The sequence below is a fragment of the Actinoallomurus acaciae genome (genome assembly GCF_042429965.1).
Classification (GTDB): domain Bacteria; phylum Actinomycetota; class Actinomycetes; order Streptosporangiales; family Streptosporangiaceae; genus Actinoallomurus; species Actinoallomurus acaciae.
Map to the genome: position 1 here is coordinate 1 of NZ_JBHLZP010000203.1, position 13,668 is coordinate 13,668.

General features: G+C 70.3%; 11 protein-coding genes and 1 pseudogene. 8 read left to right on the forward strand and 4 right to left on the reverse strand.

The genetic code is table 11. From position 1 onward, the window contains the following. Positions 1-136: 136 nt before the first annotated feature. Positions 137-685: an RNA polymerase sigma factor gene (locus ACFFNX_RS25095; protein WP_378207006.1), complete on the reverse strand. Its 549-nt coding sequence runs from the start codon at positions 683-685 to the stop codon at positions 137-139. Positions 686-899: 214 nt separating this feature from the next. On the opposite strand from ACFFNX_RS25095, the gene dnaK reads away from it, so the two are divergent. From dnaK to ACFFNX_RS25135, 8 genes are all read left to right on the forward strand, one after another. Next, the gene (gene dnaK, locus ACFFNX_RS25100; protein ID WP_378207009.1) at positions 900-2,759 is read left to right on the forward strand and encodes a molecular chaperone DnaK; all 1,860 of its coding nucleotides are present in this window, start codon (positions 900-902) and stop codon (positions 2,757-2,759) included. 49 nt (positions 2,760-2,808) lie between these two features. Continuing rightward, a complete protein-coding gene (gene grpE, locus ACFFNX_RS25105; protein ID WP_378207012.1) occupies positions 2,809-3,513 on the forward strand; it encodes a nucleotide exchange factor GrpE in 705 nt (234 codons plus the stop codon). Positions 3,514-3,548: 35 nt separating this feature from the next. After that, complete coding sequence (gene dnaJ, locus ACFFNX_RS25110; RefSeq protein ID WP_378207015.1) at positions 3,549-4,706, forward strand: molecular chaperone DnaJ; 1,158 nt, start codon at positions 3,549-3,551, stop codon at positions 4,704-4,706. A 5-nt stretch (positions 4,707-4,711) separates the two neighbouring features. Continuing rightward, positions 4,712-5,152 (forward strand): heat shock protein transcriptional repressor HspR, encoded by a 441-nt coding sequence (locus ACFFNX_RS25115; RefSeq protein WP_329249764.1) that lies wholly within the window; start codon positions 4,712-4,714, stop codon positions 5,150-5,152. Next, a complete protein-coding gene (clpB, locus tag ACFFNX_RS25120) occupies positions 5,153-7,750 on the forward strand; it encodes an ATP-dependent chaperone ClpB (RefSeq protein ID WP_378207020.1) in 2,598 nt (865 codons plus the stop codon). A gap of 93 nt (positions 7,751-7,843) precedes the next feature. Then, positions 7,844-8,449: a hypothetical protein gene (locus ACFFNX_RS25125; RefSeq protein WP_378207022.1), complete on the forward strand. Its 606-nt coding sequence runs from the start codon at positions 7,844-7,846 to the stop codon at positions 8,447-8,449. A 50-nt stretch (positions 8,450-8,499) separates the two neighbouring features. After that, entirely contained in the window at positions 8,500-10,080 is a 1,581-nt protein-coding gene (locus ACFFNX_RS25130; RefSeq protein WP_378207024.1) for an alkaline phosphatase D family protein, read from the forward strand. Positions 10,081-10,358: 278 nt separating this feature from the next. Next, the gene (locus tag ACFFNX_RS25135; RefSeq protein ID WP_378207027.1) at positions 10,359-10,994 is read left to right on the forward strand and encodes a hypothetical protein; all 636 of its coding nucleotides are present in this window, start codon (positions 10,359-10,361) and stop codon (positions 10,992-10,994) included. Between the two features lie 72 nt (positions 10,995-11,066). Here the strand turns inward: ACFFNX_RS25135 and ACFFNX_RS25140 are convergent, their stop codons facing one another. From ACFFNX_RS25140 to ACFFNX_RS25150, 3 genes and pseudogenes are all read right to left on the reverse strand, one after another. Continuing rightward, positions 11,067-11,633, reverse strand: a complete 567-nt coding sequence (locus tag ACFFNX_RS25140; protein WP_378207030.1) for a tetratricopeptide repeat protein — start codon at positions 11,631-11,633, stop codon at positions 11,067-11,069. A gap of 115 nt (positions 11,634-11,748) precedes the next feature. Then, positions 11,749-12,948, reverse strand: coding sequence for an NYN domain-containing protein (locus tag ACFFNX_RS25145; protein ID WP_378207033.1), 1,200 nt, complete (start codon positions 12,946-12,948; stop codon positions 11,749-11,751). A gap of 326 nt (positions 12,949-13,274) precedes the next feature. Beyond that, positions 13,275-13,668, reverse strand: a pseudogene (locus tag ACFFNX_RS25150) (hypothetical protein); the annotation flags it as partial.

The window sequence follows — 13,668 nt, forward strand, 5'->3', positions numbered from 1 at the left end:
CGCCGTCGCCGCGCGGCCGCGCGAGGCTGCGACCATGCCCTGGCGAGCTCGTGGCGGCGGGTCTCCTCGTCCACCGCGCCGTCCCCGCCGAGGTGGGCGGGACGGCTCGCGGCCAGGTCCTTCATGATGTCGTCCATCACGACAACCCCATCTCGATCGAGTCCACGGCGCGGCGGCCACGCCCCGAAGAGGTCTGCGCGGCCTCGGCCAGCCGTTTACGCGCCCGGTGCAGCCGTACGCGCAGGGCGGGCGTGGTGCACCCGAGGACGCGCGCGGCCTCGCGGGGCGCGAGGCCCTGCCAGGCGATGAGTGTGAGCACCTCACGGTCGGCGTCCGACAGCTCCGTCAGCGCCCGCAGCAACGTCAGCCGGTCGACGACGCCATCGGCGACGTCCGCGGTGGCCTCCTCGGTCCACCGGCGCAGCTCGGCCGCGAGAGAGTCACGGCGTACCTGGGCGCGCGCGGAGTCGCGGATCACGTTCCGCGCGACCCCGAGCAGCCACGGCAGTGACGCCGCCGGCATCTCGGCGAAGCGCCTCCAGGCCACCATGAAGGTCTCGCTCACCACCTCGTCGGCGGCCTGAGCTCCGACGCGGCTCACGGCGTACGCCCACACGCGCATGCGGCAGGCGTCGTACATGGCCGCGAACCGCTCCTTGTCCTCGTCCACATCGTCGTCATCCACTCGCTCTCCCGGTTCGACGAACAATCCATCACGAAGTGGTCGGAAATTCTCTGTCGTTACACGGGAACATCGCGGCGCGTCCCCTCGTTGAACCAGTCAGCAAAGTTGAGTGAGACAGACTCAAGTCATTTGACAAGCCGCTGCGGCTCGGGCACCCTTGCGTCTGCTGGACTCAGCTTCATGGACAAGAGAGCACAGTCGGAGGAACCAACTCATGGCACGAGCGGTCGGTATCGACCTTGGGACGACCAACTCGGTCGTCGCGATCCTGGAGGGTGGCGAGCCCACCGTCATCGCCAACGCGGAGGGGTCGAGGACCACGCCGTCCGTCGTCGCCTTCGCCAAGAACGGTGAGGTTCTCGTCGGCGAGGTCGCCAAGCGCCAGGCGGTGACCAACGTCGACCGCACCATCCGGTCGGTCAAGCGCGAAATGGGCACCGACTGGAAGCAGAAGATCGACGACAAGGACTTCACTCCTCAGCAGATCAGCGCCTTCGTGCTGCAGAAGCTCAAGCGCGACGCTGAGGCCTACCTGGGCGAGAAGATCACCGACGCGGTGATCACCGTCCCGGCGTACTTCTCGGACCACCAGCGGCAGGCCACCAAGGAGGCCGGCCAGATCGCGGGCCTCAACGTCCTGCGCATCATCAACGAGCCGACCGCCGCGGCGCTGGCCTACCACCTGGAGAAGGAGGGCGAGGCCACGATCCTCGTCTTCGACCTCGGTGGTGGCACCTTCGACGTCTCCCTCCTCGAGGTCGGCGACGGCGTCGTCGAGGTGAAGGCGACCAACGGCGACAACCACCTCGGCGGTGACGACTGGGACCAGAAGGTCGTCGACTGGCTGGTCACCAAGTTCAAGAACGCTCACGGCGTCGACCTGTCCAAGGACAAGATGGCGCTGCAGCGGCTCCGTGAGGCCGCGGAGAAGGCCAAGATCGAGCTGTCCAGCTCTTCGGAGACGAGCATCAACCTGCCGTACATCACGGCGTCCTCCGAGGGCCCGCTCCACCTGGACGAGAAGCTCACCCGGGCGGAGTTCCAGAAGATGACCTCCGACCTGCTCGACCGGTGCAAGACGCCGTTCCAGCAGGTGGTCAAGGACGCCGGCATCAACGTCAGCGACATCAACCACGTCGTGCTCGTCGGCGGCTCGACCCGTATGCCCGCCGTGGCCGACCTGGTCAAGGAGCTGACCGGCGGCAAGGAGGCCAACAAGGGCGTCAACCCCGACGAGGTCGTCGCGGTCGGCGCGTCCCTGCAGGCCGGCGTGCTCAAGGGCGAGGTCAAGGACGTCCTGCTGCTCGACGTGACCCCGCTGAGCCTGGGCATCGAGACCAAGGGCGGCATCTTCACCAAGATCATCGAGCGGAACACCACGATCCCGACCAAGCGGTCGGAGGTCTTCACCACCGCCGATGACAACCAGCCGTCCGTGGAGATCCAGGTCTACCAGGGCGAGCGCGAGATCGCGGCGTACAACAAGAAGCTCGGCACCTTCCAGCTGACGGGCCTGCCCCCGGCGCCCCGCGGCGTGCCGCAGATCGAGGTCACCTTCGACATCGACGCCAACGGCATCGTGAACGTCGGCGCGAAGGACCTCGGCACCGGCAAGGAGCAGTCGATGGTCATCACGGGCGGCTCGGCGCTGCCCAAGGACGACATCGACAAGATGATGCGCGAGGCGGAGCAGTACGCCGAGGAGGACCGCAAGCGCCGCGAGGAGACCGAGACCCGCAACAACGCCGACACGCTCGCCTACTCCACCGAGAAGTTCCTCGGTGAGAACGACGAGAAGATCCCGGCCGAGGTCAAGACCGAGGTGCAGACGGCGCTGGACGAGGTCAAGAAGACCCTCGAGGGCACCGACATCGACGCGATCCGCTCGGCGTCGGAGAAGCTCGCCCAGGTCAGCCAGAAGATGGGCGCCGCGATGTACGCCCAGAACCAGCCCGGCGAGGGTGCCCCGGAGGGTGCCACCGCCGACCAGGGCGGTGCGGCCCAGGAGGACGAGGTCGTCGACGCCGAGATCGTGGACGACGACAAGGACAAGCGCGAAGGCGGCGCGGCGTGAGTCGCAGCCTCCTTTCGCTGCCCGATGAGCCGCTAGGCAAGGAGGAAGCGTGACGGAGCGTCGTGACGACGCCGAGGAGCGCGAGGGCCCGGTGATCCGCGACAAGCGGCGCATCGATCCTCAGACGGGCAAGGTCCGGGAGCCGGCGGAGCCGGCTCCCGAGGCCGCCCCGAGCGCTCCGCCGGCCGCGGAGAGCGAGGAGATCGCGGACATCAAGAAGCAACTGGCCGAGCGCACGCTTGACCTGCAACGGCTTCAGGCGGAGTACTCCAACTACCGCAAGCGGGTCGAGCGCGACCGGGTGACGGTGCGCGAACAGGCGCTGGCGAACGTCCTGACCGAGCTGCTGCCGGTGCTCGACGACATCGGGCGGGCCCGTGAACACGACGAGCTGAACGGCGGGTTCAAGCAGGTCGCCGAGGGGCTCGAGGGCATTGTCGGCAAGCTGGGACTGCAGGCGTTCGGCGCTCCGGGCGAACCATTCGACCCGAACATCCACGAAGCGCTCATGCACTCCTACTCCGCCGACGTCACCGAGCCGACGGCCGTGCAGATCCTGCAGCCCGGCTACGGCATCGGCGAGCGGATCCTCCGGCCGGCCCGCGTCGCCGTGGCCGAGCCGGGCGGTGACGCCGAGCCGGCCGAGCAGGCAGGGCCGGCCGAGCAGGAGGAGCCGGAGCCACCGGAGACGGCCGAGGCCGAGGGCGCCGAGGCCGAGACACCGCCCAAGGCCGACACGGCCGACGAGGACTGACGAACGAGCGACAAGAAACGAGGTAAGGGGCGCCGGTGAGCACCAAGGACTATTTGGAGAAGGACTACTACAAGGTCCTCGGTGTTACGAAGACCGCCACCCAGGACGAGATCAAGAAGTCATACCGCAAGCTCGCTCGCCAGTACCACCCGGACGCCAACAAGGGCGACTCGGAGTCCGAGGAGAAGTTCAAGGACATCTCCGAGGCGTACGACGTGCTGTCGGACGAGAAACGGCGCAAGGAGTACGACGAGGCTCGCAGCCTGTTCGGCGGGGCGCGTCCCCGTGGAGGCGCCCAGGGCGGGTTCGGCTTCGACCTGGGCGACCTGTTCGGGAACACGGGCACGGGCACCCCCACGGGTGGCACGGGCGAACGCATCGGCGACCTGTTCGGCGGGCTGTTCGGCCGCCGCCAGACGACCCAGCGGCCGCGCCGTGGCTCCGACGTCGAGTCGGAGATCACGATGACGTTCGGTGAGGCGCTCGACGGCCGTACGGTCCCGCTCCGGCTGACCAGCGAGGCGGCCTGCCCGACCTGCCGGGGGACCGGTGCCAAGGCCGGCACGGTCCCCCGGGTCTGCCCCCGCTGCGAAGGCACCGGACAGGAGAGCCGCAACGCCGGCGGATTCGCCTTCTCCGAGCCCTGCCGCGAGTGCCACGGCCGTGGCCTGGTCGTCGACGACCCGTGCACCACGTGCTACGGCAGCGGCCGTGCGCAGAGCACGCACACGATCCAGGCGCGCATCCCGGCGGGAGTGCACGACGGGCAGCGCATCCGGATCAAGGGCAAGGGCGCGCCGGGAGAGAACGGCGGACCGAACGGCGACCTGTACGTCGTCGTGCACGTCAAGCCGCACAAGGTCTTCGGCCGCACGGGCGACAACCTCACGCTGAAGGTGCCGGTCACCTTCCCGGAGGCCGCGCTCGGCGCCGAGATCAAGGTGCCGATCCACCGCGGCCAGCCCAAGACCGTGCGGATCCCGGCGGGCACGCCCAACGGGCGGGTGCTGCGGGTCCGCGGCCAGGGCGCCCCACGGCGCGACGGAAGCCGGGGCGACCTGCTCGTCACCGTCGACGTGCAGGTTCCCAGCGAGATCGATGACACCACCCGCGAGGCGCTGGAGAAGATGTCCGGCAGCCTCGGTGGTGACGGCGTACGGAGCGACTTGATCCGGATGGCGCGAGAGGAGTGAACCTCATGGACCCTTTCGGCGACGACAGCCCGGTCTACGTGATCTCCGTTGCCGCGGAGCTGTCCGGGATGCACCCACAGACGCTCCGTACGTACGACCGGATGGGTCTGGTCTCGCCGGGCCGCACCTCCGGCCGTGGCCGCCGCTACTCCATGCGCGACATCGTGTTGCTGCGAGAGATCCAGCGGCTGTCCCAGGACGAGGGCATCAATCTGGCCGGCATCAAGCACATCCTCGACCTGCAGCGTGAGTCCGAGGCCCTACGGGCCGAGGTCGCGCGGCTCAGGGGGCTGGTCGAGGAGCTGGGCAACGAGCTGGAGTCCACCCGAGCGGTGGCCGCCCGGCTCGCCCGGCTGAAGAACACCCCCGAGTCGACGGCCGGCGCCGAGCTGGTGCCGATCCGTCAGACGAGTGTGGTCGTGTGGCGCTCACGCGGGGAGGAATAAGTGGACTACAAACGGACCGAGAAAAGTCAAGAAGCGCTCTCCGCCGCCCTGCGGCGGGCGGCGACCGAGGGGCACCCCCACGTCGATCCCGCTCATCTGCTCGTCGCGCTGCTGTCGCAGGGCGAGGGCACCGTGCAGCGGCTGCTCAAGGAGGTCGGCGCCGATCCGCAGGCGCTGCGCCGCCAGGCCGAGGAGCAGATCGCCGCGCTGCCGAAGGCCGCGGGCGCCACCGTCGGCGCGCCGGAGACCTCGCGGGCGCTGCTGGTGGTGCTGAACACCGCGGCCAACCGCGCCAGGCAGCTCGAGGACGACTACATCTCGACCGAGCACCTGCTCGTGGCCCTGGCGGCCGACGGCGGGCCGGTCGCGAAGCTGCTGCGTGCGGCCGGCGCGACCCCCGACGCCCTGCTGGAGGCGTTCCCCAGGGTCCGCGGAAACGCCCGCGTGACGAACGAGAACCCCGAGGACACCTACCAGGCGCTGGAAAAGTACGGCGTCGACCTGACCGAGCAGGCCCAGGCGGGCCGGCTCGACCCGGTCATCGGCCGTGACAACGAGATCCGCCGCGTCGTGCAGGTGCTGTCGCGGCGCACGAAGAACAACCCGGTGCTGATCGGCGAGCCGGGCGTGGGCAAGACCGCAGTGGTCGAGGGCCTCGCCCAGCGCATCGTCGACGGCGACGTGCCGGACACGCTGAAGAACAAGCGGCTCGTCGCGCTGGACCTCGGCGCGATGGTCGCGGGTGCGAAGTTCCGCGGTGAGTTCGAAGAGCGCCTCAAGGCGGTCCTGAACGAGATCAAGCAGAGCGACGGGCAGATCGTCACCTTCATCGACGAGCTGCACACCGTGGTCGGCGCGGGCGCGGCCGAGGGTTCGATGGACGCGGGCAACATGCTCAAGCCCATGCTGGCCCGCGGCGAGCTGCGCATGATCGGCGCGACCACGCTGGACGAATACCGCGAGCGGATCGAGAAGGACCCGGCGCTGGAGCGCCGGTTCCAGCAGATCTTCGTCGGCGAGCCGACGGTCACGGACACCGTGGCGATCCTGCGCGGGCTCAAGGGCCGGTACGAGGCACACCACGAGGTGGTGATCACCGATGCGGCGCTCGTCGCCGCCGCGGCGCTCTCCGACCGGTACATCACCGCCCGGTTCCTGCCGGACAAGGCGATCGACCTGATCGACGAGGCCGCGTCCCGGCTGCGCATGGAGATCAACTCGCGGCCGGTCGAGGTCGACGAGCTCCAGCGTGTCGTCGACCGGCTGGAGATGGAGCAGCACCAGCTCAGCAAGGAGTCCGACGAGCCCTCCCAGCTGCGGCTCGAACGGATCAAGGCCGAGCTCGCCGACCGTAAAGAACAGCTCAACGACCTGAACGCCCGCTGGCACGCGGAGAAGGAGGGGCTCAACAAGGTCGGTGAGCTGAAGAAGCGCATCGACGAGGCCGAGAGCCGGCGCGAGCAGGCCTTCCGTCAGGCGCAGCTCGACGGCGACTGGAAGACGCCGAGCGACATCGCGGTCGAGATCGAGCGGCTTCAGGAGGAGCTCGAGACCGCGGCCGAGGCCGCCAACAACCCCAACGCCATGGTCAAGAGGGAGGTCACCGCCGACGACGTGGCCGAGGTGGTCGCCGCCTGGACCGGCATTCCGGCCGGACGCCTCCTCGAAGGTGAGACGGCCAAGCTGCTGCGCATGGAGGAGGAGCTGGGCCGCCGCCTGATCGGTCAGTCGAGCGCCGTCAGGGCCGTCTCCGACGCCGTACGCCGGGCGCGGGCGGGTGTCTCCGACCCCGACCGGCCCACGGGCTCGTTCCTGTTCCTCGGCCCGACCGGGGTCGGCAAGACCGAGCTGGCCAAGGCGCTGGCGGACTTCCTGTTCGACGACGAGCGGGCCATGGTGCGCATCGACATGAGCGAGTACGGCGAGAAGCACTCCGTCGCACGGCTCGTCGGCGCGCCTCCCGGCTACGTCGGGTACGAGGAGGGCGGCCAGCTCACCGAGGCGGTCCGCCGCCGGCCGTACTGCGTCGTGCTGCTGGATGAGGTCGAGAAGGCCCATCCCGAGGTCTTCGACGTGCTGCTGCAGGTGCTGGACGACGGACGGCTGACCGACGGCCAGGGCCGTACGGTCGACTTCCGCAACACGATCCTGATCATGACGTCGAACCTCGGGTCGCAGTTCCTGGTCGAGGAGTCGCTCGACGACAAGGCTCGGCGCGAGGCCGTGATGGGCGCGGTACGGGCGAACTTCAAGCCGGAGTTCCTCAACCGCCTCGACGATGTGATCATCTTCGACGCGCTCTCCACCGAGGAGCTGACGGAGATCGTCGATCTCCAGGTCGACCGGCTCGCCGCGCGCCTGGCGGACCGCCGGCTGAGGCTGACGGTGACCGACGCGGCCCGCGACTGGCTGGCGCTGACCGGCTACGACCCGGCGTACGGCGCGAGACCGCTCCGCCGGCTCGTGCAGAGCGCCATCGGCGACCAGCTCGCCCGCGAGCTGCTGTCGGGCGAGATCCGCGACGGCGACGAGGTCGTCGTGGACGCGGACTCGGCCGCCGACCGGCTGACCGTCAAACCCGCGGTACCGGCCGCCTGATCAGCTCGACTCGGGGCGATATCTCTTTCTTTCGACAGGGGTATCGCCCCGAACCTTTTCCCGGCCGACTGCCCATCCGGCTATCTTTGGGCGATGCCCGGTCCGATTTCACGCCGGAGTCTTTTCCCGGTCGCCGTCGCGGCCGTGGCGGTCATGGTCCCGGTCACCGGATGCGACGGGGCGAAGCACCTGGTCAAGGCCAAGCCGACACCCGGCACCTCGGCCCATCCCCTCGCCCTCGGGCAGGCGCACGTCGTCGACTGGGGCAGCGGCGGCCGAAAGATCGAGGTGTCGCCGCTGAAGGTCGAGCGCGGCCGCATCGGCGACCTCGCCGACTACGACCTCAAGGCGGCGGACAAGAAGATGACGCCGTACTACGTGCGCATCCGGTTCCGCAACGCCGGCCGGGCTCCGCTGGAGTCCACCGAACTCGACGGCAGCCTCCACGTGGCGCTCCAGGACACGGCCGGCCGGCCGTTGCACTCGCTGATGTTGTTCGACCTGTTCGGGGGCGGACGGCTTCCCTGCAAGACGACGAAGTCCACGGCGAACTGGCCGGTCGGCGCCGCCCTCGAATCGTGCACGATATTTCTCGGCGACCCCGCCGCGACACCGGCGACGCTGCTCTACAGCGTCCCGGTGATATCGGGCCTGGTCGCCGCGGACGCACTGGTCTGGTGGAAGGTCACCGCCGCCTGAACCACCCCGAAGTGGACGACCAAGGCGGTTGTGGCGTAAGCCATACGTCCATGACCCAACTCGTCGTCGGCCCCCTGCTCCGCCACGTCGGACCGGATACGGCCGCGATCTGGCTCGAGACCGACCAACCGTGTGACGTGCGCATTCTGGACGCGACCGCCTCGACGTTCACCGTCCACGGGCACCACTACGCGCTCGTCCAGATCGAGGGGCTGGCCCCCGGTTCGGACACCGAGTACACGGTCGCGCTCGACGGCGAGACCGTCTGGCCCGAGCCCGGCTCGCCGCCCAGCCGGATCCGGATCCCCGCGCCCGGCGACGAGCGGCGGATCGCCTTCGGGTCGTGCCGCGTCGCCCCCGGCGTGGAGAAGGTCCACGGGCCGGACGTGCTCGGCGCGTTCGCGCGGCGGCTCGCGGACGGGCACGAGTGGCCCGACCTGCTGCTGATGGTCGGCGACCAGGTCTACGCCGACGAGACCGGACCGGAGATGCGGGAGTTCATCGAGGCCCGCCGCGACACCGGCGAGGCGCCGGGCATGGAGATCGCCGACTACGAGGAGTACACCAGGCTGTACCGGCTCGCCTGGAGCGACGACGCGATGGTGCGGTGGCTGCTGTCCACCGTGCCCTGCCTGATGATCTTCGACGACCACGACATCCGGGACGACTGGAACACCTCCGAGACCTGGTTGCGCGACATCCGCGCCCGGCCCTGGTGGCACGACCGGATCACCGGCGGGCTCGGGGCGTACTGGATCTACCAGCATCTGGGCAACATGTCGGCGGCCGAGCGGGCCGGAGACCCGGTCTACCGCAGGGTGCTGGAGACGGACGGCGACGCCGGGCGAGTGGTCGACGAGTTCGCCGAGCGCGCCGACGAGCAGGCGGACGGCACCCGGTGGAGCTATGCCCACGACTACGGGCGTACGCGGCTCGTCGTGGTGGACAGCCGCTGCGGGCGGGTGCTCCGCGACGGCCGGCGGTCGATGCTGGACGACGCCGAACTGGCGTGGGTGCAGGAACAGTGCCGCGGCGACGTCGATCACCTCATCGTCGCCACCTCGCTGCCGTTCCTGCTGCCGGCCGCCATCCACCACCTGGAGTCCTTCGACGAGGCGATCGCGGGCGGCGCGTGGGGACAGCGCCTCGCCCGGCTCGGCGAGAAGATCCGTCAGGGCGCCGACCTGGAGCACTGGGCCGCGTTCGAGGCGTCGTTCCGCGCGCTCGCCGACACGCTGCTGGAGGTCGCGCGGCGGGAGGACGGCCCGCGCAGCATCACGCTGCTCTCCGGGGACGTCCACTACTCCTACCTCGCGCGGGTCGCGGGCACCACCACGCCGATCTCCCAGGTGGTCTGCTCACCGATGCGCAACCACCTGCCGCTGAAGTACCGGCTGCTCCAGCGCGCGGCGTACGGGCGGCTCACCGACGGGCCCGCCCGCGCCCTCGCCCGGCTCGCCCGGGTGCCCAGGGCGCCGATGACGTGGCGACTGAGCCACGGCCCGTGGTTCGACAACGCCGTCGCGACGCTCGTCGTGCACGGGGCCACCGCGTCCGTGCGCTGGGAGGCCGTCGACCCCGGCAGGGCCCTGCGCGAACTCGACCACGCGTCCCTGTCCAAGGTCCTCTGAGGGCGACTCCGCTGCTCAGCGGGCCAAGCGCGCGTTGGCCTCCTTCGGCGGCGGGAGTACCGCGCTGCCGCGTCTCGGCGAAGCGCTTCTCCGCCGACGGCTCGGCCGGTATACCTTTCGGAAGGTCTCTGTCGCCGGAAGGTTTGGTCTCGATGTCGATCCCCGGCCCTCCGCCAGGTTGGTCCCCCGGAAACGGTCCCGGCTTCGGTCCTCCGGGCCTGCCGGGCGGACCTCCGTTCCCTCCCGGCGGACCTCCGGGACCCTACGGAGCATCGCCGGTGCCTCCCGGCGGGCCACCAGGGCCGTTTCCGCCCGCGCCTTCGGCCCGGAGACCGCCGATCGCCCTGATCGTCATCGCCGCACTGGTCGTGGTCGTCGGCGGCGGTGGCGCGGCCTACCTGGCGACGATCTCCAGCGGCGCCTATCCGAAGGCCATCTGGGCGTGCGCGCTGATTCCCGTCGCCGACAGCGCGGCGCTCGTGCCGCACGGGCTGCCCAAGGGGAGCCCTCCCGCCAACAACGAGTCCACCTGCACGTGGAGCAACCTGGTCGCGGTGAACGCCGGGCTGGAGAAGACGACCGCCAACCTGACCGTCCACGCGCGGCGGCAGGGACGCGGGCTGCTGAGCTCCGCGGAGAGCGGCGCGCATCAGGAACTGGTCGCCGAGACGGACGGCAGCAGTGGCGTACGGTCCGCGGGCACGCCGCTGTCCGGCTACGGCGACGAGGCCGCACGCGTGCCCAAGGCGTTCGGCGGGGAGTTCGACTCGATCGTGTTCCGGGACAGCAACCTCGTCGTCGAGGTCGCCGTGGAGCTCGACGACCACCCCGGTGCCCAGACCTCGGAGGCGTGGAACCGCACCCAGCGGGCCGCCTCGCTCGCCGCGCGGCAGCTGCGGACGCTGCGCGGCTGACCGAGGGTCTCCCGGCCGGCGAGCGCGGTCGGGACGTGCCGCCCCTGACGCGGCTCGGCGGCGGCGCCCCGCTCAGCGGAACTGGTGGCCCGGCGCGTCGTCGGTCTTCTTGAGCAACTCGTCCAGCAGCGCGTCGTAGCGGTCCTCCGGACGGCGCAGGTCGAGCCGGCAGCGGTAGCGGATGCGCAGCAGGCCCTCCAGGCTCTCCTGGTCGCCCGCCCGGGCCAGGTCGGCGCCCTCGGTGGCCCAGTCGTGCGCGGCGGTCAGCTCGCCCTGCTCGTACAGCAGCTCGGCCACCGCGCGATGGACCTCCGGGTCCTGCGGCGAATCGGCGCGGACCTCCGCGATCAACCCCCGCGCCTCGTCCAGCTCACCCAGCTCGAACAGGGCGCCGGCGAGATAGATCCGCGGATCGCCGTAGGTGTCGCCACCGTCGGCGAGCGCGTTGCGATAGGTCTCCGCCGCCTTGCCATGGTCTCCCGCGTGCTGCCACTGCTCACCCGCACGCAGCAACAGGCTGGCGCGTGACACGCCGCCTGAGACCGTCTCGGCGAGCTCGACGAAACGCTTCGCCGCCGACGCGTGATCGCCCGTGCGGAGCGTGTCGAACTCCATGTCATCGAGATCGTCTTCGGTCACATGCGTCACCTTCTAGACGCTACCCGGCGGACCTCCTGCGAATCTGGTCATTTCGCATCATCCTCGCGACAGTCACAAGGGTTCACCGGACGGGACGGCCCCCGCCGCGAGAAGGCTATACGCGGCGTGAGCGTTCGAGCGCATCCCAGAACCCACGGCGGAGGGCGTGTCGGACCTCGTCGTGCAGCAGAAAGTCGATCGGGAGTGAGGACCCCTGAAGCAGCCGCGCCTCAAGGTCTGACGGCATTCGCGGCTTGCGCGCGAGCACGGCCTCGAGCCACAGGGCCGGCGCGTCGCGCGCGACCGACTCGCCGAAATCTTCACCTTCCTGATGGGCGGCCTTGACCGCGTCGGAGAGCGTCGGCGTGGACTGCTGCGGCTGCGGCGGCGGAATCTGCTGCGGGCCGGTGTAGGGACCGACGGGCTGCTGGACGTACTGGGGGCCGCTGTTGTTGCCGTTCGACGAGCTCCCCGGCGACGACGGACTCGACGACGGCGAGGAGCTCGAGGGCTTGGGCGGGATGATCGGCGGCGTCGGCGCCGAGTGCGTGGGCGTCGAGCGCAGGGGCGGCACCGGGATCACCGGGCCGGAGGTCGGCGGCCGGCCCAGGCCCGATGCGGAGGGGGACGTGGACGACCCGCCGAGCTGCGGCGGCGGCGAGGTGAGCGGCGTGCTCGGCGGCGGGCTCGAGTGCGTCGACGGCTGCAGCGGGGCCAGCGCGCCGCCGGTGGTGCTGGTCCCGTGTCCGTTGGACAGCGGCGGCGAGGAGGTGTTCATGCCCGCCAGCAGGTTGACGTACGGTCGCAGGTGGCCGGAGCCGATCTCGATGAGGTCGTCGCACTCGTGGCGGAGCACTCGGGAGATCGTCCAGTTGCCGTCCACCGCGACGTGCAGCACGCTCACGCGGACGCCGTGGTCCTGGGCATCGGCGATGACCTGGGCGATGTCCTCGTCGCCGCTGACGACGACGGCGTCGGCGACCCCGCCGTTGCGGGCGAGGGTCATCAGGTCGCGGTGGATCTCGGTGTCGACGCCCTCGCGGCGGCCGGGGCGGATGCGCGAGAGGCGGAGCTTGATGCCGGGCAGGTCGGCGAGGGCGTCGTGCTCGGGCGACCGGCGGCCCTCGACGGTCGCCTCGTACCAGTAGCAGCGCAGCAGCGGCAGGCCGGTCCGCTCGCGCGCCAGGTTGCCGAGCAGCTGGAGGAGGCCGGCGTAGTCCCACGAGACGGACTCGCGACGGCGGGTTCCGTGCACCGCCATCGCGCCGTCCGCCAGGAGATAGCTGGCATCAACGAACAGCGCGCAGCGATCCACGCGACACCGCCCCTTCCTCGGCACGAGACCCTATATCGATGGCTTACGGGTGAGCTTTCGAGCCGGCGAGCGACCTTGGGCAACCAAAGCGTAGTGAAGTCCGCCGCTGCCGTATGGCGATCCAGTAATTGGAGTCTCCTGAGGACTATGGGGCGAATGCGGCTTAACTTCATTCGGTTGGCAAGACCACCCCGGCGTGTCACGTTGACTCGGTCGCTCGTCACTGTAGGACGAGTCGTCTGACAACACAGCGTGACTTCCGAAGCTCGATAGTCAGTACGTCCGTTCGGCGACGGTATCACCCGATTCTGAAGCGGCGGAACATCTCAGAGAGCAGAGATGAGGGCGGCGAGAGCCTCCGCCGTACGCCCCGGGTCGATCGCCGCCGAGAAGTGCGAAAACGGGCATTCGCGGACCTCCCAGCCACGCATCCGCGCCTGCCGCACTTGATCTTGGTAACGCCCCGAGGTGGCCAGGTATCCGCACGGCGCGTCCGGCCAGTCCTGGGCCATCGGCGGCTCCTCCGCGAGGAAGTCGCCGCCACGCTCACGCACCGTGACGCCGGCCGGCACCTCCTCCTCCCCGTAGGGACGGCTCGTCCCGGGGCCGGGCAGCCGGGCGTCGAGGAAGACGTAGCCGCCCACGAGCCGGTGCGCCGCCCGCTGCGCCGCCCCGATCGGCGGCAGGAGCGGCCCCGCGTCGCCGTGCGCGACGAGCACC